The 24,485-nt window shown below is 70.3% G+C and carries 21 protein-coding genes and 1 riboswitch; of the genes, 15 read left to right on the top strand and 6 right to left on the bottom strand.

The annotated features are described in order from the left end of the window. Positions 1-77: 77 nt before the first annotated feature. A complete protein-coding gene (locus LWF15_RS06595) occupies positions 78-974 on the bottom strand; it encodes a LysR family transcriptional regulator (protein WP_232809471.1) in 897 nt (298 codons plus the stop codon). An 84-nt stretch (positions 975-1,058) separates the two neighbouring features. Here LWF15_RS06595 and LWF15_RS06590 point away from each other — a divergent pair, with 84 nt between their 5' ends. From LWF15_RS06590 to LWF15_RS06580, 3 genes are all read left to right on the top strand, one after another. Beyond that, the gene (locus LWF15_RS06590; RefSeq protein WP_232809470.1) at positions 1,059-2,303 is read left to right on the top strand and encodes an MFS transporter; all 1,245 of its coding nucleotides are present in this window, start codon (positions 1,059-1,061) and stop codon (positions 2,301-2,303) included. 54 nt (positions 2,304-2,357) lie between these two features. Continuing rightward, the gene (locus LWF15_RS06585; protein WP_232809469.1) at positions 2,358-3,272 is read left to right on the top strand and encodes a ribokinase; all 915 of its coding nucleotides are present in this window, start codon (positions 2,358-2,360) and stop codon (positions 3,270-3,272) included. A gap of 51 nt (positions 3,273-3,323) precedes the next feature. Continuing rightward, positions 3,324-3,391: riboswitch (guanidine-III (ykkC-III) riboswitch) on the top strand. Between the two features lie 11 nt (positions 3,392-3,402). Beyond that, entirely contained in the window at positions 3,403-3,717 is a 315-nt protein-coding gene (locus LWF15_RS06580) for a DMT family transporter (RefSeq protein WP_232809468.1), read from the top strand. A gap of 14 nt (positions 3,718-3,731) precedes the next feature. Here LWF15_RS06580 and LWF15_RS06575 read toward each other — a convergent pair whose 3' ends face one another. Beyond that, complete coding sequence (locus tag LWF15_RS06575) at positions 3,732-4,067, bottom strand: hypothetical protein (RefSeq protein ID WP_232809467.1); 336 nt, start codon at positions 4,065-4,067, stop codon at positions 3,732-3,734. A gap of 565 nt (positions 4,068-4,632) precedes the next feature. On the opposite strand from LWF15_RS06575, the gene LWF15_RS06570 reads away from it, so the two are divergent. The 6 genes from LWF15_RS06570 (at position 4,633) to LWF15_RS06545 (ending at position 12,302) form a co-directional block, all read left to right on the top strand. After that, entirely contained in the window at positions 4,633-5,307 is a 675-nt protein-coding gene (locus LWF15_RS06570) for an L-ribulose-5-phosphate 4-epimerase (RefSeq protein WP_232809466.1), read from the top strand. 61 nt (positions 5,308-5,368) lie between these two features. Continuing rightward, positions 5,369-6,874, top strand: coding sequence for an L-arabinose isomerase (araA, locus tag LWF15_RS06565; RefSeq protein ID WP_232809465.1), 1,506 nt, complete (start codon positions 5,369-5,371; stop codon positions 6,872-6,874). A 71-nt stretch (positions 6,875-6,945) separates the two neighbouring features. Then, positions 6,946-8,073 (top strand): multiple monosaccharide ABC transporter substrate-binding protein, encoded by a 1,128-nt coding sequence (gene chvE, locus LWF15_RS06560; RefSeq protein WP_232809464.1) that lies wholly within the window; start codon positions 6,946-6,948, stop codon positions 8,071-8,073. A gap of 93 nt (positions 8,074-8,166) precedes the next feature. After that, entirely contained in the window at positions 8,167-9,702 is a 1,536-nt protein-coding gene (gene mmsA, locus LWF15_RS06555) for a multiple monosaccharide ABC transporter ATP-binding protein (protein ID WP_232809463.1), read from the top strand. 5 nt (positions 9,703-9,707) lie between these two features. Further along, the gene (mmsB, locus tag LWF15_RS06550; protein WP_232809462.1) at positions 9,708-11,108 is read left to right on the top strand and encodes a multiple monosaccharide ABC transporter permease; all 1,401 of its coding nucleotides are present in this window, start codon (positions 9,708-9,710) and stop codon (positions 11,106-11,108) included. Positions 11,109-11,225: 117 nt separating this feature from the next. Then, positions 11,226-12,302, top strand: a complete 1,077-nt coding sequence (locus LWF15_RS06545) for a LacI family DNA-binding transcriptional regulator (RefSeq protein ID WP_232809461.1) — start codon at positions 11,226-11,228, stop codon at positions 12,300-12,302. A gap of 239 nt (positions 12,303-12,541) precedes the next feature. On the opposite strand, the gene LWF15_RS06540 is transcribed toward LWF15_RS06545, so the two are convergent. Then, positions 12,542-14,149, bottom strand: coding sequence for a methyl-accepting chemotaxis protein (locus LWF15_RS06540; RefSeq protein WP_232809460.1), 1,608 nt, complete (start codon positions 14,147-14,149; stop codon positions 12,542-12,544). 93 nt (positions 14,150-14,242) lie between these two features. Continuing rightward, entirely contained in the window at positions 14,243-14,611 is a 369-nt protein-coding gene (locus LWF15_RS06535) for an RNA-binding S4 domain-containing protein (protein ID WP_232809459.1), read from the bottom strand. Between the two features lie 176 nt (positions 14,612-14,787). Here LWF15_RS06535 and LWF15_RS06530 point away from each other — a divergent pair, with 176 nt between their 5' ends. From LWF15_RS06530 to LWF15_RS37345, 6 genes are all read left to right on the top strand, one after another. Then, positions 14,788-16,266, top strand: a complete 1,479-nt coding sequence (locus LWF15_RS06530; protein WP_232809458.1) for an ATP-binding protein — start codon at positions 14,788-14,790, stop codon at positions 16,264-16,266. Continuing rightward, complete coding sequence (locus LWF15_RS06525) at positions 16,263-16,679, top strand: roadblock/LC7 domain-containing protein (RefSeq protein WP_232809457.1); 417 nt, start codon at positions 16,263-16,265, stop codon at positions 16,677-16,679. The genes LWF15_RS06530 and LWF15_RS06525 overlap by 4 nt, the downstream gene beginning before the upstream one ends. A 77-nt stretch (positions 16,680-16,756) precedes the next feature. Further along, positions 16,757-17,086 carry a DUF742 domain-containing protein gene (locus LWF15_RS06520; RefSeq protein ID WP_269809748.1) on the top strand — a complete coding sequence of 110 codons (330 nt, stop codon included), beginning with the start codon at positions 16,757-16,759 and terminating at the stop codon, positions 17,084-17,086. Then, positions 17,064-17,672 carry a GTP-binding protein gene (locus LWF15_RS06515; protein ID WP_232809455.1) on the top strand — a complete coding sequence of 203 codons (609 nt, stop codon included), beginning with the start codon at positions 17,064-17,066 and terminating at the stop codon, positions 17,670-17,672. The genes LWF15_RS06520 and LWF15_RS06515 overlap by 23 nt, the downstream gene beginning before the upstream one ends. 47 nt (positions 17,673-17,719) lie before the next feature. Beyond that, positions 17,720-19,003, top strand: coding sequence for a cytochrome P450 family protein (locus LWF15_RS06510; RefSeq protein WP_408622712.1), 1,284 nt, complete (start codon positions 17,720-17,722; stop codon positions 19,001-19,003). A 74-nt stretch (positions 19,004-19,077) separates the two neighbouring features. After that, entirely contained in the window at positions 19,078-20,331 is a 1,254-nt protein-coding gene (locus LWF15_RS37345) for a cytochrome P450 family protein (RefSeq protein WP_232809453.1), read from the top strand. Between the two features lie 156 nt (positions 20,332-20,487). Here the strand turns inward: LWF15_RS37345 and LWF15_RS06500 are convergent, their stop codons facing one another. Further along, positions 20,488-22,464: a sigma-70 family RNA polymerase sigma factor gene (locus tag LWF15_RS06500; RefSeq protein WP_232809452.1), complete on the bottom strand. Its 1,977-nt coding sequence runs from the start codon at positions 22,462-22,464 to the stop codon at positions 20,488-20,490. A gap of 9 nt (positions 22,465-22,473) precedes the next feature. After that, positions 22,474-24,345 (bottom strand): rhamnogalacturonan lyase, encoded by a 1,872-nt coding sequence (locus LWF15_RS06495; protein ID WP_232809451.1) that lies wholly within the window; start codon positions 24,343-24,345, stop codon positions 22,474-22,476. Positions 24,346-24,485 lie beyond the last annotated feature (140 nt).

The raw sequence follows: 24,485 nt of genomic DNA, 5'->3' as shown, positions 1-24,485 counted from the left end.
GGATGTCGCAGTGGCCACAGGTCTTTCGTCGCAATCGTGCCCGACGGTTCCCTAATCCCTGCTGAATGCGCCGGTCATCAGTCCTCCGGAGCCTCGACCCGCTCGCGGATCAGCCCGATCAGGGCCTGGGCGGCCGCGCTCGGGGTGCGGTCGTCGGGAACGGCCAGGGCCAGCGGGAAGGTGAAGTCCGCGCCGGTCACCGGGCGCACCGCGATGCCGGGCACCCCGGCCAGGCCGTAGCGGGGGAACAGAGCCACCCCGAGCCCGTTGCGCACGTAGTCCGGGCCGATCGCGTACTCGGTGATCTCGATGACCACCCGCCGGCGCACCCCGGCCGCGGCGAAGGCCTGGTCGGCCACGGTGCGACTGCCGTAGCCGACCGGGGCGTCGATGAAGTTCAGGTCGGCGAGCCGCTGGATCGGCACGGTGTCCTGCTCGGCCAGCGGATGCCCCTCCGGCAGCACCAGGTCGAGCATCGAGGCGGTCAGGTCGATCAGCTGGATCCCGGCCGGCGGGGGCCCGCCGGGGGTGACGAAGGCCAGGTCCAGGCGGTGGTCGGCGAGCAGGCCGAACAGGCCCTGGGTGCCGGTCGCGGCGGTGCGCGTGTGCAGCTGCACCCCGGGGTGGCGCCGGTGGTACTCACCCAGCAGGGCCGGCACGTCGACGAAGCGGATCGAGGTGAGCACGCCGATCCGTAACGATCCGCCCAACCCGCCCCGCACCCGGGCGACCGCGTCGCGGGCGTCGCGGGCAGCGTCCAGAGTTGCTCGGGCGTGCGGAAGGAGTACTGCTCCGGCATCGGTGAGCGTGACCCGGCGGCCGCCGCGTTCCAGCAGCTGCGAACCGAGGCTGCGTTCCAGGTTCTTCACCGCCGCGGAGACCGCGGACTGCACGATGTGCAGGCGCTCGGCCGCGCGGGTGAAGTTCTGCTCCTCGGCGACCGCGACGAAGTACTCGAGGTGACGGAGTTCCACCTGACCAAGCTATCGCGATCCGAGATGGCTATGAGCGAGAACATTCGTTGGACGCGATAGCTGTCGATCGCCACAGTGGGAGCCATGTCCTCATCGGCTGTTTCGCCGGCCCGGCCGGCTCCTCTCGCCGCCCCGCTGGGCTCCCGTCGCCACGGCGCCGGGTTCTGGCTGATCGCCTTCGCCTTCCTCACCGCAATGGCCTTCTCCACCGTCCCCACCCCGCTCTACCCGCTCTACATGGCGCGCGACGGGTTCTCCACCTTCATGGTCACCGTGGTGTTCGCGGTCTACGCGGTCGGCGTCGTGATCAGCCTGGTCCTGGCCGGCCACGTCTCGGACTGGGTGGGCCGGCGCCGGGTGCTGGTGCCCGCGCTGCTGCTGGAACTCGTGGCCGCCGTCCTCTTCGTGGTCAGCACCGACCTGACCGTGCTGCTCCTCGCCCGGCTGGTCACCGGCCTGGGGGTCGGGATGATCACCGCCACCGCCACTGCGCACCTGGCCGAGCTGCACGCCGCCCATCGGCCCACCGCCTCGGCCCAGCGGTTCGAGACGGTCTCCACCGCGGCCAACATCGGCGGACTGGGTCTGGGCCCGTTGGTCGCCGGTTTCCTGGCCCAGTGGGTGGACGCGCCGCTGCGCACGCCGTACCTGGTCTTCGTGGTGCTCCTGCTGCTCGCCGTCGCCGCGGTGCTGAAGGCACCGGAAACCGTCACCCGTCCCGAGATCGCCCCCACCTACCGGCCGCAGCGGGTCAGCGCCGACCACGGCGACCCGGCCGGCTACGTCACCGCCGCGGCCGCCGCGTTCGTCGGCTTCTCGGTGTTCGGCCTGTTCACCTCGGTGGCACCGGGTTTCGTGGCCGGCACGCTGCACCACCCCTCGCGGGCGCTGGCCGGGCTGATCGTGTTCGTGGTGTTCGGCGCGGCCGCCGCCGCCCAGGTGCTCACCGCCCGCCTCACCGCCCGGGCCAAGCTCAACGTCGGCCTGCTGTTCGAGGTGACCGGTCTGGTGGCCACGGTGGCCGGGACCCGCACCGAGAACCTGGCGCTCTTCGTGGTCGGCGGCGTGCTGGCCGGGATCGGCGCGGGCGTGCTGTTCAAGGCCGCGATCGGCACCGTCGTGGCGATGGCCGCCCCGGCCCGCCGCGGTGAGGCCCTGGCCGGGCTGTTCCTGATCGGCTACCTCGGCCTGATCGGCCCGGTCCTGGGCATGGGCCTGGGCGTGCGCAACTGGCCCACCGCCACCGTCCTCACCTGGTTCGCCGCGATCCTGGTGCTCCTGCTCGCCGGGGTCGCGGTCCTCGACCGCCGGGCCGCGCGCCGCGCGTAGGCTTCACCGCACCCGATCAACACCCGAAGCCCAGTACGGAAAGGGCCGCCCCGGATGAGCGTCTGCGTCGTCGGCAGTGTGAACCTGGACCACGTGGTCCGCGCCCCGCGGATCCCCGGTCCGGGCGAGACGATCCTGGGCACCGGGGTGGCCGAGCACCCCGGCGGCAAGGGGGCGAACCAGGCGATCGGAGCCGGGCGCAGCGGCGCCGAGACGGTTTTCGTCGGTGCGATGGGAGACGATCCGGCAGCCTCGCGTCTGCTGGCCGAGTTGCGCGGGGCCGGGGTCGACGCCCAGGTACGCACCGCCGCAGCCGGGGTGCCGACCGGCACCGCGTGGATCACGGTGGGGGACGACGGGGAGAACGTGATCATCGTGGTTCCGGGGGCCAACGCCACGGTCACCGAACTGTCGGCGCAGGAGCGCGGTCTCGTCGCCTCGGCCCGGATCCTGTTGCTGCAGCAGGAAATTCCCGAGTCGGCGATGCTCGACGCGGCCTCGGCGGTGGCGCCGGAGGCCCTGGTGCTGCTGAACGCGGCTCCCACCCGCGAGGTCTCGCCGCAGCTGCTGGCCCTGGTCGACGTGCTGATCGTGAACGAGCACGAGGCAGCCGACCTGCACGGGGCCCCGGCCACCCCTCCGGTCCTGATCGAGGCTCTGCTGGAACGGGTTCCGGCCGTCGTGCTGACCCTCGGGGCCGCCGGTTCACTGGTCGCGGTGCGTGGTGCGGAGCCGGTCGCCGTGCCTGCCCATCCGGTGAAGGCGGTCGACACCACCGGCGCCGGTGACGCCTTCTGCGGCGCCCTGGCGGCCGAGATCGACCGGGCCGAGCCGTCTTCCGATCTTCTGGACCGGCTGGTGGCGGGCGCCCGCTTCGCCACCTCGGTCAGTGCCCTGGCGGTGCAGCGGCCCGGGGCGGCCAGCAGCATCCCGTGGCGTGAAGAGGTGCTGAAGGCCTACCCGGCCTGAGTGCTGCCTCCGGCCTGGACAAGCGACCGGGGTTTTGCGAGCCTGTTCGGCAGGGCCTGCCTCATCCGCAGCCCCCGGACGAGGGGTGCCGTACCCGGAGCGCGACAAGACGGCATCGGGGAGGCTCGTCATGGCGTGGATCGTTCTCATCGTCTCCGGAGTTCTCGAGGCTGTCTGGGCCACCGCCCTGGGCCGGTCCGAAGGTTTCACCAAACTTGTCCCCAGCCTGGTGTTCGCGGTCGGGGTGGTGGCCAGCATGGCCGGCCTCGCGTACGCCATGCGCTCGCTGCCGGTAGGCACGTCCTACGCCGTATGGGTGGGGATCGGGGCCGTCCTCACCGTGCTGTACGCCATGGTCACCGGCGACGAGACGGTCTCGGTGACCAAGATCCTCCTGCTGCTGATGATCGTCGGCGGCGTGGTCGGGCTGAAACTGGCCCACTGACGGGCCGTTCCGGCTCAGCCGCGCAGCACCAGAAGGGCCACCAGGACATCGCAGCTGCTCACCCAGAAGCAGGTCTCGGTGAGCAGCTGCCGGTAGTTCAGCGCCGAGCGCCGCAGCCACAACGTTGCGACGATGGCCGTGACCAGTGGCAGCGCGGCCAGGGCGAGCGTGGCCAGGGCGGCCCCGAGGGCGGAGCCGCCGGCGGCCCGTTCGGCCGCGGTGACGACGACCAGCAGTTCCAGACCCGCCGTCAGAGTGAAGGTGAGGCTGACCAGGGCGGCCACGCGGGCCGTGGAGATTGCATGTCGGTAACGGATCGAACGACGGGACAGAACTCCCGACCGCGGCACGTAAACCCCCCTCTGACCAGGCATTCAGTGCGTACAGTCTACTTTCGGTGACGATCTGTCAGCGGATCGGGTGATCGGCCGGTCTTTCCCTTGCGCAGCAAAGCCGATCTTCCGATGAGCCATCCATGACCGCCTGCCGCACCGCACCGACCGTTCGGCGGTCCGATTCGACCGCTTGTCGACGGGCAACGGTACTTCTGTCACACGCGTCGCACGCACTGTGGTCTGATACGGCGCGGAGCGAATGCCCGATTAGTGAAGTAGTAGTTAACGGTCACAAAGCCCCCGCCGAGGCCGGCGCCGCCCTCGGCGCGAACCCCGGCACCGGGCCTCTGGGCTGGGAACAAGATCCCTGACCAGGTGGATGTAACCCGGCAGTAAAGAGATTCTTGACACGGGTGCGGCCTGTCCCTCAAGCTCTCACGGCAGCGAACGTTGTTAACGTTCACAATCTTTGACTCGCGTCGAGGGAGACGGGCATGGCGGCAGGACGGGTGTGCACAGCGCCGGTGACCGTCGCCCCGGCCCGCCCGCGCGGGGCCCGCGCACAGATTGCTGAGAAGCAGTGACCATCACCGAAGACATCCGCACCACGCTGTCGGCCGTCCGGGAGGAGGTCGCCCGCCTGCACGCCGAGCTCCCGCGCAACGGCCTGGTGGTCTGGACCGCCGGCAACGTCTCGGCCCGGGTGCCCGGCGCCGACCTGGCCGTGATCAAGCCGTCCGGGGTCTCCTACGACGAGCTCGACGCTGACTCGATGGTGGTCGTGGACCTCGACGGGAACCTCGTCGAGGGCACCCGCTCGCCGTCGTCCGACACCGCGGCGCACGCCTACGTGTACAAGCACATGCCCCACGTCAACGGGGTCGTGCACACGCACTCGACCTACGCCACCGCCTGGGCGGCCCGGCGCGAGCCGATCCCCTGCGTGCTGACGATGATGGCCGACGAGTTCGGCGGCGACATCCCGGTCGGCCCGTTCGCCCTGATCGGTGACGACTCGATCGGCCGCGGCATCGTCGAGACCCTGACCGGGCACAACTCCCCGGCGGTCCTGATGGCCCAGCACGGCCCGTTCACCATCGGCAAGAGCGCCAAGGCCGCGGTCAAGGCCGCGGTGCTGCTCGAGGAGGTGGCCCGCACCGTGCACACGGCCCGCACCCTGGGCCCGGTCGAGCGGCTCGCCCAGTCCGACATCGACAGCCTCTTCGACCGCTACCAGAACGTCTACGGCCGGTGACGCCGGTGGCCCGCGCGGCCACCGCCCGTCCCCACCCGGAACGCTGACAAGGACTTCCCACATGACGCAGCAGCCCACCCGCACCATCTGGTTCCTGACCGGCAGCCAGAACCTGTACGGCGACGACGTCCTCCAGCAGGTCGCCGAGCAGTCCCAGGCGATCAGCCGGGCCCTGGACGGCGCCGAGGCGATCCCCTTCGAGATCGTCTGGAAGCCGGTCCTGAAGGACTCCGCCTCGATCCGCCGGCTGATGCTCGAGGCCAACTCGGACGACTCGGTGATCGGCCTGATCGCCTGGATGCACACGTTCTCGCCGGCCAAGATGTGGATCTCCGGCCTGGACGCGCTGGACAAGCCGCTGCTGCACCTGCACACCCAGGCGAACGAGGCCCTGCCCTGGTCCTCGATCGACATGGACTTCATGAACCTGAACCAGGCCGCCCACGGCGACCGCGAGTTCGGTTACATCCAGACCCGTCTGGGCGTCCCGCGCAAGACCGTGGCCGGTCACGTCAGCTCGCCGCGCACGATCGAGAAGGTCGCCGTCTGGGCCCGCGCCGCGGCCGGCCGGCACGCCGTGCGCACCCTGCGCCTGGCCCGGTTCGGCGACAACATGCGTAACGTCGCGGTGACCGAGGGCGACAAGGTCGAGGCCGAGCTGAAGTTCGGTGTCTCGGTCAACACCTACGGGGTCAACGAGCTGGTCGAGGTCGTCGACGCGATCGACGACGCGGCCGTCACCGGGCTGGTGGAGGAGTACCAGGACCTCTACGACGTGTCCGAGGAGCTGCGCGTGGGCGGCGAGCGGCACGACTCGCTGCGCTACGGCGCGCGGATCGAGCTGGGCCTGCGCAGCTTCCTCACCGAGGGCGGCTTCGGCGCCTTCACCACCAACTTCGAGGACCTGGGCGGCCTTCGGCAGCTGCCCGGCCTGGGAGTCCAGCGGCTGATGGCCGACGGTTACGGGTTCGGCGGCGAGGGGGACTGGAAGACCTCGGTCCTGCTGCACACCCTCAAGGCCGCCGCCCAGGGCCTGCCCGGCGGGACGTCCTTCATGGAGGACTACACCTACCACCTGGTGCCGGGCCAGGAAGTGATCCTCGGGGCGCACATGCTCGAGGTCTGCCCGTCGATCGCGGTGGCCAAGCCGCGCATCGAGATCCACCCGCTCGGTATCGGCGGGCGCGAGGACCCGGTCCGGATGGTGTTCGACGCCGCCCCCGGCCCGGCGGTCACGATCGGCATCGCCGACATGGGTGACCGCTTCCGGTTCGTCGCGAACGAGATCGAGGTGGTAGAACCCCTCGAGGAACTGCCGAAGCTGCCGGTCGCCCGGGCCGTCTGGAAACCCCAGCCGGACCTGGCTACCTCGGCCGAGGCCTGGCTCACTGCCGGTGGCCCCCACCACACGGTACTGTCCAGCGCGCTGACCGCAGAGCACCTCGGTGACCTTGCGGACATGCTCGAGACCGAGCTGGCACTGATCGACGCTTCGACCGACGTCCGTAGGTTCGGACGTGAACTGAAGTGGAACCAGGCGTACTTCCGCCTGGCTCAAGGGTTCTGACGCAAGCCCTCCCCAGTAACACAACTGCCCGGCGGCCAAGGATGGCCGTCTGAGAAACCGGAGAGAGAACTATGCAACGCAGCAGAGTTACCCGGATCGTCGCCGGATTCACCCTCGTGGCCGCCCTGGCCGCCTGTGGTGGGTCGACCGAGAAGACCGGTGGCGCCGCCCCCAAGGCCGGCGAGGACGTCGAGGGCTCGCTCGTCGGCGTGACCATGCCGACCCGTTCGTCCGAGCGCTGGATCGCCGACGGCGACAACGTGAAGGCCGCCCTGGAGAAGCTCGGCTACGAGGTCAGCCTCGAGTACGCCGAGGACAAGATCCCGACCCAGGTCGAGCAGATCGAGAACCAGATCGCCCAGGGCGCCCGGGTCCTGATCGTCGCCGCGATCGACGGCACCGCGCTCACCACGCAGCTGGAGCAGGCCCAGGAGCAGGGGATCAAGGTCATCTCCTACGACCGCCTGATCCGTGACACCGAGGCCGTGGACTACTACGCGAGCTTCGACAACTACAAGGTCGGCGTGCAGCAGGCCACCTCGCTGCTGCAGGGTCTCGGCCTGGTCGAGGCCGACGGCACGACCCGGACCGACGAGAAGGGCCCGTTCAACATCGAGCTCTTCGCCGGCTCGCCCGACGACAACAACGCCACGTTCTTCTTCAACGGCGCGATGGACACCCTGAAGCCGTACCTCGACGACAAGACCCTCGTGGTCAAGAGCGGCGAGACGGACTTCAAGACGGTCGCCACCCTGCAGTGGAAGCCCGAGACCGCTCAGGCCCGCATGGAGAACGTGATCACCAAGGCGTACAAGGGCGCTCGCCTCGACGGCGTGCTGTCCCCGTACGACGGCATGAGCATCGGCATCCTGTCGGCGCTGACCGGCTACGGCACCTCCGACAACCCCTGGCCGATCGTCACCGGCCAGGACGCCGAGGTCGCCTCGGTGAAGTCGATCATCGCCGGCGAGCAGTACGCCACCATCTACAAGGACACGCGCCAGCTGGCCGACGTGGCCGTGAAGATGGCCGACGCGGTGATGAAGGGCGAGGAGCCCGAGGTGAACAACACCACGGACTACGACAACGGCAAGAAGGTCGTCCCGTCGCAGCTCCTGGAGTCGGTCATCGTCAACAAGGACAACTACAAGGAAACCCTCGTGGACTCGGGCTACTACGCCGAGTCGGATCTCAGCTGACCTGAGCTCCCCAGCTGCCGGTCCGTCCACGGGCAACCCCTCCGCCCGTGGACGGGCCGGCGCATCCCCTGGCAGAGCCCTTGAGGAGCACGGATGCCCGGCAACATTCTCGAAATGCGCAACATCAGCAAGACCTTCCCGGGCGTGAAGGCGCTGCAGAACGTCACCTTCACGGTGGCCGAGGGCGAGATCCACGCCATCTGCGGCGAGAACGGCGCCGGGAAATCCACCCTGATGAAGGTTCTGTCAGGGGTCTACCCGTTCGGTGAGTACGAGGGCGACATCGTCTACGACGGCGAGGTCTGCCAGTTCAGCGGCACGCGCGACAGCGAGTCGCGCGGCATCGTGATCATCCACCAGGAACTCGCGCTGGTGCCGGAACTCTCGATAGCCGAGAACATCTTCCTCGGCAACGAGACGGCCACCCGCGGCCTGATCAACTGGGACGAGACCAACGCGCGGGCGGCGGAGCTGCTCAAGCGCGTGGGCCTGGCCGAGAACCCCACCACGAAGATCATCGATCTCGGTGTGGGCAAGCAGCAGCTGGTCGAGATCGCCAAGGCGATGTCGAAGAAGGTGCGCCTGCTGATCCTCGACGAGCCCACCGCAGCGCTCAACGACGACGACTCCGAGCACCTGCTCGACCTGCTGCGTGGTCTGCGTGACGAGGGCATCACCTGTGTGATCATCTCGCACAAGCTCAACGAGATCCAGGCCATCTCCGACTCGGTCACGATCATCCGGGACGGCCAGACCATCGACTCGCTCAACATGAAGCGCGACGAGGTCACCGAGGACCGGATCATCTCGCTGATGGTCGGCCGGTCGCTGGAGAACCGTTACCCGGACAAGGATCCCAGCATCCAGATCGGCGAGGAGGTGCTGCGGGTCGAGAACTGGACCGTGCACAGCTCCACCCAGCACGGCCGGGTCCTGATCCGCGAGGCCAACCTCAGCCTGCGGGCCGGCGAGATCGTCGGCCTGGCGGGCCTGATGGGCGCCGGGCGCACCGAGCTGGCGATGAGCATCTTCGGCCGCAGCTACGGCACCGGCATCAGCGGTCAGCTGTACAAGTTCGGCAAGCCGATCGAGGCCAAGAACGTCCAGCAGGCGATCAAGCACGGTCTGGCCTACGCCACCGAGGACCGCAAGCGCTACGGGCTGAACCTGATCGACAACATCACCCGGAACGTCTCCGCCGCCGCCCTGGGCAAGCTGGCCAAGCGCGGCTGGGTGGACGACAACGAGGAACTGAGCGTCGCCGAGGGCTTCCGCAAGAGCCTGCGGATCAAGGCGCCGACCGTGGCCTCGATCACCGGCAAGCTCAGCGGTGGTAACCAGCAGAAGGTCGTGCTGGCCAAGTGGATCTACACGAACCCCGACGTGCTGATCCTCGACGAGCCGACGCGCGGTATCGACGTCGGCGCCAAGTACGAGATCTACCAGATCATCAACCAGCTCGCGGCCGAGGGGAAGGCGATCCTGGTGATCTCCTCCGAACTGCCCGAGCTGCTGGGCATCTGCGACCGGATCTACGCCCTCTCCGAGGGCCGGATCACCGGCCAGGTGTCCCGTGAAGAAGCCACCCAGGAGCTGCTCATGCAGTACATGACCAAAGGGCAGGTGTGAGACCGATGGCAACCTCTGACTCCTCGCCCACCCCCACCGACGAGGTGGGGAAGAAGGACGACGGCACCCCCGAGGCCACCGGAGCCACCAAGGCCGAGGGCACCAAGGCGGAGACCACCACCGAGGTCACGGCCGAGAAGCCGCAGCCCGCCCCGGTCGCCGCGTCCTCGCCCGCCCCCGCGGCGGCGACGGCCGGAGCCGCGACCGCCACCCGCAGTGGCGGACGGGGTTTCAACGCCGGCAGCCTGCGTGAGAACGGCATCTACTTCGCGTTCGCCCTGATCGTGGTGCTGTTCGCGGTTCTGACCGGCGGCGACCTGCTGCAGCCGCAGAACCTGTCGAACATCATCGTGCAGAAGAGCTACATCCTGATCCTCGCGATCGGGATGATCCTGATCATCATCGCCGGTCACATCGACCTGTCGGTGGGATCGGTTCTCGCGGCCACCGGTGCCTTCTCGGCCGTACTGATGGTCAATCACGACGTCCACTGGGCGATCGCGATCCCGCTGACCCTGCTGATGGGTGCCGCGATCGGCGCCTGGCAGGGCTACTGGGTGGCCTACTTCGGCATCCCGGCCTTCATCGTCACCCTGGCCGGCATGCTCGTGTTCCGCGCGGTCACCCTGATCATCCTGGGCAACCAGGGCATCGGCCCGTTCCCCGACGCGGTCCGCACCATGGCCAACGGGTTCACCCCGGGCTGGCTCGGCAACGTCGCGCTCGGTGGGCTCGGCGGCGCCGACCTGGTCACCCTGCTGGTCGGCCTGGCCCTGGTGGCCGCGATCGTCTGGACCCAGTACAGCTCGCGCACCGCCCGGATCAAGCTGGGCCAGTCGGTCGAGCCGTTCGGCCTGTTCCTGGTGAAGATCATCGCGCCGTCGCTGGTGCTGATGTTCGTCATCGTGCAGCTCGCCCGCTACCGCAACCTGCCCTGGGTGCTGGTCCTGCTCGGTGCGCTCATCCTGATCTACACGCTGGTCACCAACCGCGCCGTCTTCGGCCGTCACATCTACGCGATCGGTGGCAACCTGCACGCCGCCACGCTGTCCGGCGTGAAGGTCAAGCAGGTCACGTTCTGGCTGTTCGTGAACATGGGTGTGCTGGCCGCCGTGGCCGGCATCATCTTCTCCGGCCGGCTCAACCTGGCCGGCCCGACCGCCGGTAACAGCTTCGAGCTGGACGCCATCGCCGCCGCGTTCATCGGTGGTGCGGCCGTCCAGGGTGGTGTCGGCAAGGTGATCGGCGCCATCACCGGTGGTCTGATCATGGCCGTGATCGACAACGGGATGTCGCTGCTGGGTGCCGGCAGCGAGGAGGTCATGCTGGTCAAGGGCCTTGTGCTGCTGGCCGCGGTCGCCTTCGACGTGATCACCAAGCGCCGGGCCGGCTCCAGCTCCAGATAGTGGTGCTGCGGTTCGGTTGACAGCCGGGTGAGGCCTACGGCCCGGGCTCCCTTCCAGGTGCCCGGGCCGTAGGTCCCACACCGGGCCGGTGATTCCCGCGAGGAATGGACCAGATCGATGAGACCTCCGTCCCGGGCGGCGGCCCAGGCCGGCGGCGATCCAGCCCATCCCAGCTCTCCGGGCGGCGCGGCAGCGCGCAAACGCCCAGGGATGCACGACGTCGCCCGCCTCGCCGGCGTTTCCCACCAGACGGTGTCACGTGTGCTCAACGGCAGTGACGGCGTCAGCTCCCGCACCCGCGCAGTGGTTCTGGCCGCGATCGACGAGCTGGGCTACCGGCCCAACTCGGCGGCCCGGACACTGGTCACCGGGCGCTCGAAAGTGCTCGGGCTGGTGACCATCGGGGGCGCCCTCTACGGGCCGATGTCGATGCTCTACGGCGTCGAGTCGGCCGCCCGCGAGGAAGGCTACATCCTCACTGTCGCGAACGTCGGTGGCGGTGAGGGTGGTTCGGTTGAACGTGCGGTGACCAGGCTGGAACGCCAGGGCGTCGAGGGCATCGTCGTGGTGGCCCCGCTCACCTCGGTGGGCGAGAGCCTGGCCACGATGGCCCGCCACCTTCCCCTGGTGGCGGTCGAGAGTTCGCTCAACAGCGCCCTTCCGGTGATCTCGGTGGACCAGATCGCCGGGGCCACCGTGGCCACCGAGCACCTGCTCGCGCTCGGCCACCGCACGGTCTGGCACGTCGCCGGGCCGAGCCACTTCTACGAGGCCCAGGACCGGATCTCGGGCTGGGCGGCCGCTCTGGAGCGGGCCGGTGCCGAGGTGCCGCCGCTGCTCTACGGCGACTGGAGTGCCCCCACCGGCTACGAGGCCGGGCAGATCCTGAGCCGGATGCCCGACGTCTCGGCCGTTTTCGTGGCCAACGACTCGATGGCCGTCGGGGTGCTGCGGGCGCTGCGGGAGAACGGCCGCGACCTGCCGGGCGACATCAGCGTGGTGGGTTTCGACGACATCCCCGAGGCCGGCTACTTCAGCCCACCGTTGACCACGGTGCGCCAGCCGTTCGAGGAGGTCGGGCGTCGCAGCCTGAAGGCCCTCCTGGCGCAGATCGAGACCGGTGAGAGCGTGCCGGAGCGGCTCGTGATCGAGCCGGAGCTGGTGATCCGGGAGAGCTCGGCGCCGCCGTCCTAGACGGTCCGCCGATCTCTGCACCGCCGTTCGTTCAGGAGCGCGGTCCCTGCCCCCGTCGGTCAGGGACCGCGCGTCCGTCCTACGCGCCGCCGCCCGAGCGGCGTCCTGCCCCACCCGCAGGGCGTCCGGCATCCGCCCGTCGGTCTCTGGGTGCCGGGGACGAGTAGGTGGTACTCCTCCAGTAGGCGCGACGCCGGGGCATCCGGACAATCCGCTCGATGTGGACACCTGAGCTGTCCTCAGACCTGGAAGCGGCGGACCACGTTCTGCAGGTCCCGTGACGACGCCTCGAGCGCCCCGGCCGCGTCCCGGACCTCGCCCAGGTCGCGGGACGACTGCTCGCTCGCCCGGGCTACGGCCTGGACGTTGGCCGCGATCTCACCGGAACTGCCGGCCGCCCCGGCCACGTTCCGGGTCATCTCGGCGGTCACCGCGGTCTGTTCCTCCACCGCGGCCGCGATGGTGTTCTGGTACGTGCTGATCTGGTCGATGACCTCGGAGATCTCACTGATCGCGGCGACCGCCGCACTGGTGTCGGACTGGATCGCGGCGACCTTGGAGACGATGTCCTCGGTGGCCTTGGCGGTCTCCTGGGCCAGTTCCTTCACCTCGTTGGCGACCACCGCGAACCCCTTGCCGGACTCCCCGGCGCGGGCCGCCTCGATGGTCGCGTTCAGCGCCAGCAGGTTGGTCTGCTCGGCGATCGAGGTGATCGCCTGGACCACGGTGGCGATCTCGGCCGAGGCCTCGCCCAGCCGCCCGATCACGTGACTGGTGGCCTCGGCGCTGCCGACCGCCTGGGCGGCGACCCGCGCCGCCTCGGTGGCATTGGTGGCGATCTCCTGGATCGACTGGCCCATCTCCTGGCTGCCCGCGGACATCGTCTGGACGTTGGTCGAGACGGTGTCCGCGGCCGAGGCGACCAGCCCGGCCTGCGCCGCGCTCTCGGTGTTGCCGGCGGTCAGCTTGACCACCGTGCGGTTCAGGCTCTCGGAAAGGCTGTGCAGCGTGGTCGAACTCTCGGTCAGGGCCAGCACCGCGGTCCGGGTGTTGCCCACGGCCTCGCCCAGGGCGCGGTCGGCCGTGGTCATCTCGTCGTTGCCGGAGGGGGTCGGGGTGCTGGTGAGGTCGCCGGAGGCGACCCGGCGCAGGCTGCTCACGGTCTGGCCGAGCGGACCGGTGATGCTCCGGGTGACCGTCCAGGCCAGCAGGGTGGCCAGCACCACGGCGACGACCAGCACGCCCAGGACGGTGGTGCGCACCTCGGTGGCGCTGGTCGCGGCGGCCTCGGTCTCGGCGTCCCGGCGCCCGGTCACCGAGTCGGCGATCGAGGCGGTCTGTTCCAGGACGTCGGTGTACACGGTCATGCCGGTCTCGAGGATCTGGGTCTCGGCGGCCCGGACCCGGCCGGCCCGGTACAGCTCGACCGCCTCGTCGTCGGCGGCGAAGAAGCTGTTCCAGGACGCGGACATGGCGTCGAAGGTCTCCCGCTCGGCGGCGGTCATCGACCCCACCGGGAAGTCCTGCAGGAACTGCAGCAGCCCGGCCTTGGAGGTCAGGAATCCGGCGCGGTTCGGCGAGTCGTCGGCGATCGCGGCCTGACTGCCCAGACGCCGGGCGTCCCAGCCGTAGACGGCCTGCCAGCCGGTCACGTCCGCGTTGTAGAAGTTGACCTTGTCCACCGCGCGCACCAGGTCGGTGAGCTCGTCCACCCGCTCGGCCGAGGCCCGCTGCTTGGACAGGCCGTGCAGGGCCGCCCCGGAGGCGATCGCGAGAAGGACCGTGACCACCGCGAACGCCGCTGCCAGACGGGTGCCGATGCGGAACCGGCGAAGCTGACTGAGCACTGATCCTCCTGGACGCGTCCGACAGTGGTACTTCGGACGTCACCAGGACGAAGTTGAGCCTCGGGACTACCGGCGGGAAAGGTGCGGCCCCGCCTACTGGATGCGGAACCGGTCGAGCTGCCGGCGCTCCCGCTTGGTCGGCCGGCCCGCCCCCCGATCGCGCACGGCCACGTGCACGATCTCCTCCTTCGGCGGCGGCGCCGGGGTCAGGTCCTCGAAACAGGTCACCGCCACCGCGGCCCCCACCCGTTTCTGGATCAGCCTGCGCACCAGCGCGATCCGCTCCCCGCCAGGGGTGAGGGCCTCGACCTTGTCGCCCACCCGCACCATCGTCGAGGGCTTGGCCTTGTTGCCGTTGACCGCGACGTGGCCGCCCCGGCAGGCGCTCGAGGCCGCCGACCGGGTCTTGAACAACCGCACGGACGAGACCCAGACGTCCAGGCGCACTTCTGCCGGATCCATGCGCCTACTTTACGAGCGCTGTCACGCAGCATTTCGTCCTGTGGTGTGCCCAGACACCTGTGCTAGGTTTTCGGCCCATTAGTCCGATACGGTCGTAAAAGGACTTTGATGACCGCGTGCGTATCGGACGGCTCGAATTCGGCGAAGTGTTCGGCTCGCAACGCGAAGGGTGTCCATTGACGAGCACAGCGCGGCCTCCACGTCGTTCTCCGTCTCCGTGGCTGGTCGGTGCTCTGGTCGCCGGGGCCGCCGCCTGGGCCCGGCGCGGGGGCTCGCTGCCCTGGCCCGAGAAGGCCCGGGCGCTGCCCACCCCACCGCCCGCCGCCCCGGTGCCGGACGGCCCGGTGATCACTCCGGCCGAGCTCGACCTGGCGGTGGCCCGTGAGCGTCAGCGCCTGATCCAGTTGCAGCAGGAGCTGCAGCACGTGGTCAAGGCGCGGATGCCGGCCGCCCTGGCCGGGGCCGAGGTGCCCCCGGCCGACCGGCCCCAGGAGCTCAGCCCCGAGACCGCCGCCCTGCTCGAGGAGATGCTGGAGCAGGTCGGCAGCACCGTGCGGGAGCGGGAGGAGTCGCGCCGCCTGGCCCTGGTCGAGCTGGCCGGCCGGGTGCAGACCTCCGCACACCGGATCCAGCAGGCGATGAGCGGCCTGGCCGAGCAGCACCCGGGCGACCCGGACCTGCTCGAGACCACCATGCGGGTCGACCACGCGGCCACCCAGCAGGCCCGGCACGCGCAGAGCGTGAAGGTCCTGTGCGACGAGTGGCCCGGGCAGCAGTGGCCGGCCCCGCTCGCCCTGGTCGACGTGGTGCGGGCCGCCTCCGGCCGGATCGTCGCCTTCAGCCGGGTGCAGGTCACCGGCGACCAGACGGTGGCCGCGGTGCCCAGCGTGGTCGAGCCGCTGATCCACCTGATCGCCGAGCTGCTGGCCAACGCCACCGAGTACTCGGCCCCCTCCACCCCGGTCACCGTGGGGGTGCGCGGGGTCCAGCGCGGCGCCGTGATCGAGGTCGACGACAGCGGTTTCGGCCTCGACGACTACCGTCTGGCCGAGGCCCGGGAGATCGTCTCCGGCCGTCGTCTGCTCGGGGTCAGCGACGTCGGTGAGATCCCGCAGACCGGTTTCGCCGTGGTCGGCCGCTTCGCCCGCCGCCACGGTTTCACCGTCGACCTGGGGATCTCCCCGTACGGCGGGGTCCGGGCGGTCGTCCTGGTACCCAGCGTGCTGGTCCAGACGGTGGCCCTGCCCGCTCCGGTCGCGGTGCCGGAACCCGTCGCAGAGCCCGAGGCGCCGGTGGTGCCCGAGCCGCCCGCCCCGGTGGTCGTCGACACCCGGCCGGCCGCACCCGTCGTCGAACCCGCACCCGTCGTCGAACCCGCACCGGGTGGCGAAACCCAGCTACCGCAACGACGTTCGTCCCGCCGACGCAACCCGGCCACCCCGGTCGGGAGCGAACCGGCCGCAGCCACCCGCCCGGTCGTCCCCACCGCCCCGGCCACCGACCCCGAAGACGCGGGCGACTGGATGGAGCGGTTCTTCGAGGGCTCCCAGCCCATCCCGGTCACCCCGGCCGAGCCCGGGACGACCACGCCAGGAACCGATCTCGAGGGTGGGGACACTCCCTCGACCACCCGGAAGGACGCGACTCAGGGATGAGCCAGGAGCAGAGGACCGCCCGCCCGGACCGAGGCTGGATGATCGCCGAGGTCACCGTCGTCCCCGGGGTCCGTGACGTGGTGGTGTTCAGCGTCGACGGCCTTCTCCTGGCCGGCTCGGCCGGCCTCGGCCGCGACCGGGCCGAACGGCTGGCCGCCACCTGTTCGGGGCTGCAGTCGCTGGGCCGCGCCCTGGGCCAGGAGTTCGGCACCGGCGACGGGCTGGTCCGCCACCAGATGATCGAGTTCGACGGCGGCTTCCTGTTCCTGCGCAGCGCCGACGGTGCCCACCTGGCGGTGGTCGCCGATCCGGTGGTCGACCCGCGGCAGGTGGCCCGGGCGATGCAGGCCCAGGTGCTCAAGATCGGTGCCGCCAACCTCAGCAGTCCCGCCCGCCAGGACGCGCCCCAGTGACCGGGTCTGGGGAACCAGACCACGAAACCAGAGTCCGGGCCGCAGCCCCGCCCACCGGGCAGTTCTCCGCCCGCGCCCTGCGGCCCTACGTGATCACCCGGGGCCGGGCCCGGGCCAGCCGCAACACCGTCGGGGTGGAGACGCTGCTGATCGCCCCCGACCCCACCCGCGAACTGCCGGTCACTGCCACCCGCGAAGAACGCGCCCTGGTGCGGATGTGCGCCCGGCTGCTCTCCCTGGCCGAGGCCGCGGCGCACCTCGACCTGCCGGTCAGCCTGGTCAGCGTGCTGGCCTCGGACCTGATCGACGCCGGCTACCTCTCGGCCCGCTCGGGCACCGCCCGCCCGGCCGCCCCCGACTCCTCTCTGCTGCAGGAGGTGCTGCATGGACTCCGCGGCATCCGCTGACCGCTACCTGCCGGACACGGTCCAGCGCTCGGCCAAGATCCTCGTCGTCGGCGCCTTCGGGGTGGGCAAGACCACCCTGGTCGGCTCGGTCAGCGAGATCACCCCGCTGCGCACCGAGGAGGTGATGACCGAGGCCGGGGTCGGGGTCGACGACCTGCCCGGCGACAGCCACAAGCGCACCACCACCGTGGCGATGGACTTCGGCCGGATCACCATCAACGCCGAGCTGGTGCTGTACCTGTTCGGTGCGCCCGGCCAGCGGCGGTTCTGGGACCTGTGGACCGATCTGGCGGTGGGCGCCATCGGCGTCCTGGTGCTGGTCGACATCCGCCGCCTGGAGCAGAGTTTCGACGTCCTCGAGCAGCTGGAGGAGCGCGAGCTGCCGTTCGCGGTGGCGGTGAACCGCTTCCCCGACAGCCCGGTGGTCGAGCTCGAAGAGGTACGGGCCGCCCTCGACCTGCTGCCCGAGACACCGGTGGTGGAGTGCGACGCGCGCAACCGGCACTCCAGCGCCCAGGCCCTGCTCGCCCTGTGCGAGTACGTCGCCACCCACGATCCGCGTTCCTTCCGGGAGTACGCCACGTGACCGAAACGCCAGAGCCGGAAAGGGTCTTCGGATCCGTCTCGGACACCATGAAGCTCAAGCCGGACACCCCGCCCCCGGGCTGTCCGGCCCACTCGAGCACGGCCGGGCTGACTCCGCTGATCTCCGCCACCGGTTCGCCCGACCATCGCGTGGTCTACCGGCAGCTGCGGGCCGAGCAGGGGCCGGTCGCCCGGGTCGAGCTGGAGCCGGGCGTGGGGGCCTGGCTGGTGATGGGCTACCGCGAGCTGCTGACCATCACCCGCGACGAGCGCACCTTCGTGCACGACGCCCGTAACTGGAAAGACCTGCAGGACGGCGTGGTCGCCCCGGATTCCGGTCTGCTGCCGATGATGGCCTGGCGGGCCAACGTGATCGGCGCCGACGGGGAGACCCACCGCCGGCTGCGGCGCCCGCTCGACGAGGGCGTGGCCCACATCGACCAGCGCCGCACCCGCCGCGAGGTGGAGGCGATCTGCGCCGATCTGGTCGCCTCGTTCGCCGGCCGGGGCTCGGCCGACCTGATCGGTGAGTACGCCGCGGTGATCCCGTTGCTGGCGCTGGCCTCGCTGTTCGGGATGGAGCGGGAAGAGGGCCTGGAGCTGCGCCAGGCGCTGATCGCGCTGTTCGGCAGCCAGGACAACTCGCAGTCCGGCAACCGGCAGTTCGAGGAGATCCTGCTGGACCTGCTGCGCGCCCGGGCGGCCGATCCGGACGACACCCGCGACGACCTGACCGGGGTGTTCCTGCGGCACCCGGCGCTGGAGAACGAGGCCGAGCGGCTGCAGTCGATGGTGGTGATGATCGCCGCCGCGAACGAGACGGTCACCGCCTGGATCTCGCACACCCTGCGCTTCCTGCTCACCGACCCGCGGTTCTCGGCGCAGCTGCGCGGAGGCAGTCTGGGGGTCGACGACGCGCTCGACGAGGCGCTCTGGCGCGACCCGCCGATGAACGTGATGCCGGCCCGCTACGCGCTGCACGACACCGAGCTCGGCGGTCAGCAGATCCGCAAGGGTGACGTGCTCCTGCTCGGCCTGGGAGCGGTGGTCGACGACCCGCTGATGCAGACCGGTTTCGGCCCGATGGCCGAGCCGGGCAACCGCGCGCACCTGGCCTTCGCCGCCGGCCCGCACTCCTGCCCGGCCCGGGTGCCCGCCCGGCTGATCACCCGCACCGCGGTCAGCACCGTGCTCAACCTGCTGCCGGACATCCATCTCTCGGTACCGGCGGCCGAGATCACCTGGCTGCCCTCGCCGTGGACGCGGGTGCCGACCGCCCTGCCGGTCGAGTTCTCCACCGTGGCGGCGGCACCGGAGCTGCAGCACCGCTGATCGAGCTGATCACTTGACCGGGACGCACGGACGCGGCCCGGGAGGTTGCCCTTTTCATCTGCCAGGAGGCCACCGTGTCCGAAAGCGTCGCAACCACCGTCGATCCCGACAGCATCCCGGTCGTCGAACTGGATCCCGCCGCCCGTGACCACCAGGGTGAGGCGGCCCGGCTGCGGGCCCTCGGCCCGGTGGTCCGGATCAAGCTGCCCGGCAACGTGGGCGCCTGGAGCGTCACCGACCACGCCCTGCTCAACGACCTGGTCACCGATCCGCGGTTCAGCAAGAACTGGCGCAACTGGAACGCCATCCGCTCCGGTCAGGTGGACGACTCCTGGCCGCTGATCGGCATGGTCAAGGTCAACAACATGGTCACCGCGGACGGCGACGAGCACCGCCGGCTGCGCAAGCTGGTCACCGCCAACCTGACCCCGCGCCGGGTGCAGGAGCTGCGCCCGCAGATCGAGCAGATCGTCGCCGAACTGCTGGCCGGCCTGCCCGCCCAGGCCGGCCCGGACGGTGTGGTGGACCTGCGCAAGCACTTCTCCGACGTGGTGCCGGTGCGGGTGATCTGCGAGCTGTTCGGGGTGCCGGAGGCCGAGCGGGCGCGGTTGAAGTTCCTGATGGACCAGATCTTCCGCTCCGACCTCACCTCCGAGGAGGTGGTCGGCTTCCAGATCGAGACGTACCAGTTGCTGGCCCGGGTGGTCGAGGCCCGGCGGGCCGAACCGGGCGCCGACCTGACCAGCGCCCTGATCGCGGCCCGGGACGCCGAGCCCGACGCGCTGAGCGAGGAGGAACTGGTCGGCACCCTGCTGGTGATGCTCGCGGCCGGGCAGGAGACCACGGTCGCGCTGATCACCAACGCCGTGCGGGCCCTGCTGACCCACCCCGAACAGAGGACGATCGCGGTCGCCGGCGGCGCGGAGGTCTGGGCCGCGGTGGTCGAGGAGACCCTGCGCTGGGACGCCCCGATCGGCAACTTCCCGTTCCGCTACCCCTTGGAAGACGTGGAGATCGCCGGGGTCGTGATCCCCAAGGGGGAGGCGATCATGGCGCCGTACAGCGCGGTCGGCCGCGAGGAGAAGCAGCACGGGGACGACGCGGGGGTCTTCGACATCACCCGGACCCAGCGCAAGCACCTGGCTTTCGGGGGCGGCATGCACGTCTGCCTGGGCGCGGTGCTGGCCCGGATGGAGGGCGTGATCGCGATCCCGGCGGTGTTCGACCGGTTCCCGGGCATCGAGCTGGCGGTGGACGAGGCGGAACTGATCCCGATCCCGTCGATGTTCTCGAACAGCTCCTCGACGCTGCCGGTTCGACTGGGCTGAAAGTGGTCAGAAAGTAGCGCACCTGACCCGCCCTCCCACCCGGGGTAACACGACACGCCGAACGCAAGGTTGAGCCCGGGGCAGCACGGGTGCCGGGTGCCGGACGGCGGTGCCCGATGCGGGTGGAGGATGCTGCAGGCAGCGATCCGGTTACCCCTACTGGTTCCGCACGCAGCGCACCACGCCGGCGTCCAGATCCCGGTAGTTCGTGTACCCGTCGTCGTAGTTCAGCGCCCACCGCGCCTTCTCGTCCTCAGCAGCCCGGTTCGCGGCCCAGTACCAGCCGCGGGCCGGGGTGCTCGGGAAGGCCTCACGGTCGATGGCCGGACCCACCAGTGACTCGTCCACCAACGTGGCCAGTTCCTGAACCCCCGGCAGGCGCCAGTTCCCGCCCTTCAGACCGGCGCAGTACGCAGCCGCTTCACCCGCCGCCATCGTCGGCGAAGTAGCCCGCTGCCAGGTGAGCCCGGTCATCGGATCCGACACCTCGTCGCCGTTCACCTCGTACTGCACCGAGCCCTGGCCGGACGGCGACTGCACACACCGCACCGCGAACTCACCCGACTGATCGGCCGCGTTGCTGGTCAGGCCCTCGTAGAAGTTGACGATCCAGGCGAAGGCCGGATCGTGCGGGGTGGCCCACGGCGATGCCGTCCAGAAGAACGACACCGGAGTACCCGGGAAGGCCTCGGGGTCGATGGCCGGGCCCAGTCGGGTGGTGTCAATGATGGACGTGAGTTGCACCCGGGTGGGCAGGTGCCAGTTCCCTTCGGCGAGGGTCAGGTTCGCGCAGTACTTCTTGGCGGCGGCGAAGGTGTACCGCCCGGACGGGGTTTCCCGCTGCCAGGTCAGACAGGTGATCTGGTCGCGCACGGTTCCGTCTTCGCGCACCGAATAACGCTGCTGGTCGGGCAGATCGGCGCCGGAATTGGGCATGGTCCAGGCGGGCCAGACCCCGCTCGGGAGGCCGGACCGGTCGCAGCGGTCTTTCACCACCGGCGCCGGCGCCGGGGCTTTGGCCGTTTTCGCCGGAGCCGGTGGGGGAGTGGGCGACACCGAGACCGCAGGTGGAGAGGTGGACAGCGAAGCGCTGAGCGCTTCGGCGCCCACCGGATGCTCCGAACGCACGGTGGGCGGCCGGTTCACGTCGTAGAGGAAGCCCCCGGTGAACAGCAGCAGGGTGGCCGCCGCAGTCACGGTGGCCACCCGCCCGGCCCACTTGACCGCAGCCCAGGCACCCCGTTCCGGTTCCTCGACCTCCCAGTCCGGCCGGTCGTCTTCAATTGTGGCCGTTGTGAGCTCGGTCGGCCCGGACTCCGGTGCCAGCAGGCCCTTGCCGGTCAGCGCGGCGACGAGCGCGGCGGGCAGCGGCAGCAACTGCAGGCCGGCGATCAGCCGGCTGGCCGGGAGCTGGTCCTCGGCCTCGCGCAGGCAGACCACGCAGGTGCGCACGTGCTTGGTGATCCGCTTGCGCCACAACGGGTTCGCCTGCCCCGTCCATTCCTGGAGCACCGGGACGAGCCCACCACACCGCGGCTCGCGGTCGAGCGCAGCCACGGCCAGCCGGCACTGCTCCAGCTGCTCGCGCATGCGCTGCAGGCGCACCGCGGTGTGGGCCTCGCCGAGCTCGAGGGCGTTCGCGATCTCGGCCCGGCTGATCCGCCCGGCACACTCCTGCCACCACAACGCCAGCAGCGCGCGGTGTTCCGGGTCGAGCCACCGCCCGGCCCGGACCAGGTCACGCTGCTGGCCCTGCAGGTCGAGCCGGAGCACCAGAAGGTCTTCGAAGGTCTCCGCCGGCTCGGCAGGGACGGCCGGCAGCAGTGATTCGGCCCCCACCCGACGCTGGTGGTCGGCGATGCGGCGGCTGGTGATCGCCACCAGCCAGGACCGGAAGCTGGCCGGGCTCTGCAGCGTGGGCAGGTCCTGCACCACCTGCAGCAGAACTTCCTGGGTGACGTCCTCCGCGTCGGCCGGCCGGCTCACCGACCGGCCGACGAGGTTGTGGACCAGGACGACGTACCGGGCCAGCAGCTCCTGAAGAGCCGCCTGATCGCCGGCCTGGGCCGCGCGGACCAGGCCCCCATCGCCTCCGGCTCCGGGAGGTACCCCCACCGGTTCGTCGTCCTGCATTTCTGGTCTCTACTTCTGGAGCGCGTAGCTCAGGTGCGGGGGCTGGTTGTACGCGGTGTTCTGCCAGGCCACGGCCACCCGGTACTGCGAGTCGTGCATCAGGGTGACGAACCGGGTGGAGCTCTGGTGCGGGGTGCTGTAGATGCGCAGGGCCGAGTCGTCGGACTCCGGCCAGATGACCTCTTCGCGCCAGTCGCCCAGGATGTCGCCGGACAGCGCCGGGGTGGACTTGGTGCTGTTGTTGGAGTGCACCCCGGCGGCGGTCAGCAGCCGGGTCTCACCGGTCGGCGACCACTTGCTGATCTTGTTGCCGTCCAGCAGTTCCCGCGAGGTGTCGCCGTCCCAGAAGACCAGGAAGTTCGTGGAACCGGGCTTGCTGCCGATCTTCTTGCCGGCCGTGTCCCGGGTGCCGTCGACGCTGGAGGACCACTGCTCGGCGCCCGGGCTGCCGGCCCAGATGTCCGCCGCCACACCCCGGCCGGTGTCGCAGGCGCAGCTGGCCGACTTGGTGATGATCTTGCCGGTGGCCGCGTCGGCCACGTAGTCGGCCGGGCCGCTGCCCTTGCTCTCGTTGACCTTGAACACCTCGAGCCCGGCGCGGGACGGGATCAGGTCACCCACGTGCAGCGCGTCACCGTGGCCGAGCTTCGTCGTCCACAGGCCCTTGCCGTTGTCGTCCAGGGCCATCGCGCCGTAGACGATCTCGTCCTTCCCGTCGCTGTCCACGTCGGCCACCGAGAGCTGGTGGTTGCCCTGCCCGGCCCACTCGGCCGGCTTGGTCTGCTTCGAGGAGTCGAACTGCCAGCGCTGGGTGAGCTTCCCGGCCTTGTAGTCCCAGGCGGTGATCACCGAGCGGGTGTAGTAGCCGCGGGCCTCGATCAGGCTCGGCGTGCTGCCGCTGAGGTAGGCGGTGCCGGCCAGGAAGCGGTCGACCCGGTTGCCGTACTTGTCGCCCCAGCTCGAGACCGTGCCGCGGGCGGGCAGGTAGTTGACCGTGGCGGCGGCGGCCCCGGTCTGGCCGTTGAACACGGTGAGGTACTCAGGACCGGTGAGCACGTAGCCGCTGCTGTTGCGGTGGTCGGCGCTCGCGGTGCCGATCACGGTGCCCTTGCCGTCCTTGGTGCCGTCGGCCGTCTTCATCGCGACCTCGGCCTTGCCGTCGCCGTCGTAGTCGTAGGCCTGGAACTGGGTGTAGTGCGCGCCCGCCCGGATGTTCTTGCCGAGGTCGATCCGCCACAGCCGCTTGCCGTCGAGCTCGTAGGCGTCGACGTAGACGTTGCCGGTGTAGCCGGACTGCGAGTTGTCCTTGGCGTTGGTCGGGTCCCACTTCAGCACGACCTCGTACTCGCCGTCGCCGTCGAGGTCGGCCACCGAGGCGTCGTTGGCGGTGTAGGTGTAGGCCACACCGTCCTTCGTGGTGCCCCCGGCCGGCTTGGCGATCGGCACCCGCAGGTAGCCGCTGGAGAGGTTGCGCACCGTGGCCGTCTCGGAACCGGTCTTCACGGTGTAGGTGGCCCCGGCGGCGGCGCCCTTGTCGAGATAGTTGGTGGAGCCGGTGATCCCGGCCTTGACCAGCTTGCCGTCGCGGTACACGTCGAACGCGGCGGTCTTGGCGTCGGTGGCCAGCAGGCGCCAGCTGATCAGGTTGTCGCTGCCGGAGCGCACGCTGATCGCGCCCCGGCCGAGCGTCTCCAGCTGGTGGCCGGCCACGGTGACCTTGGCGGCGGCCTTGCCCACGGTGCCCTGGGCGGCCGTGGTGGTCTGGTTGGCGGCGATCGCGGCGCCACCGGCGGCCAGCCCACCGGTGAGGGCGAGACCGGCGGCGACGGCCAGGGTGCGGCCGGGTCTGCGGCGGGCGACAGGACGGCGACGTTGACTCACGGATTCCTCTTTTCACCGGTCATCGGCTGCGCGGCTTCCCGGCGGGAGTGGGCGCGTGGAATCGGCCCAGGCAATCCGTCTGTGCGGGTGGGCTTTTCGATTCCGTGATGGTGTCGAGAATCCTGCTCACCTTGATGGAG

The organism is Kineosporia rhizophila, assembly GCF_021277265.1.
GTDB lineage: Bacteria > Actinomycetota > Actinomycetes > Actinomycetales > Kineosporiaceae > Kineosporia > Kineosporia rhizophila.
Note: the sequence above shows the minus strand (reverse complement) of the source record. Positions and strands in the feature narration are given on the sequence as shown.

What these genes read in the sequence shown, in the direction of transcription:
- LWF15_RS06590 (WP_232809470.1), top strand. Translation starts at nt 1,059, where the DNA reads ATGTCCTCATCGGCTGTTTCGCCGGCCCGGCCGGCTCCTCTCGCCGCC.
- LWF15_RS06585 (WP_232809469.1), top strand. Translation starts at nt 2,358, where the DNA reads ATGAGCGTCTGCGTCGTCGGCAGTGTGAACCTGGACCACGTGGTCCGC.
- LWF15_RS06580 (WP_232809468.1), top strand. Translation starts at nt 3,403, where the DNA reads ATGGCGTGGATCGTTCTCATCGTCTCCGGAGTTCTCGAGGCTGTCTGG.
- araA (WP_232809465.1), top strand. Translation starts at nt 5,369, where the DNA reads ATGACGCAGCAGCCCACCCGCACCATCTGGTTCCTGACCGGCAGCCAG.
- chvE (WP_232809464.1), top strand. Translation starts at nt 6,946, where the DNA reads ATGCAACGCAGCAGAGTTACCCGGATCGTCGCCGGATTCACCCTCGTG.
- mmsA (WP_232809463.1), top strand. Translation starts at nt 8,167, where the DNA reads ATGCCCGGCAACATTCTCGAAATGCGCAACATCAGCAAGACCTTCCCG.
- mmsB (WP_232809462.1), top strand. Translation starts at nt 9,708, where the DNA reads ATGGCAACCTCTGACTCCTCGCCCACCCCCACCGACGAGGTGGGGAAG.
- LWF15_RS06545 (WP_232809461.1), top strand. Translation starts at nt 11,226, where the DNA reads ATGAGACCTCCGTCCCGGGCGGCGGCCCAGGCCGGCGGCGATCCAGCC.
- LWF15_RS06535 (WP_232809459.1), bottom strand. Translation starts at nt 14,611, where the DNA reads ATGGATCCGGCAGAAGTGCGCCTGGACGTCTGGGTCTCGTCCGTGCGG.
- LWF15_RS06525 (WP_232809457.1), top strand. Translation starts at nt 16,263, where the DNA reads ATGAGCCAGGAGCAGAGGACCGCCCGCCCGGACCGAGGCTGGATGATC.
- LWF15_RS06515 (WP_232809455.1), top strand. Translation starts at nt 17,064, where the DNA reads ATGGACTCCGCGGCATCCGCTGACCGCTACCTGCCGGACACGGTCCAG.
- LWF15_RS06510 (WP_408622712.1), top strand. Translation starts at nt 17,720, where the DNA reads ATGAAGCTCAAGCCGGACACCCCGCCCCCGGGCTGTCCGGCCCACTCG.
- LWF15_RS06500 (WP_232809452.1), bottom strand. Translation starts at nt 22,464, where the DNA reads ATGCAGGACGACGAACCGGTGGGGGTACCTCCCGGAGCCGGAGGCGAT.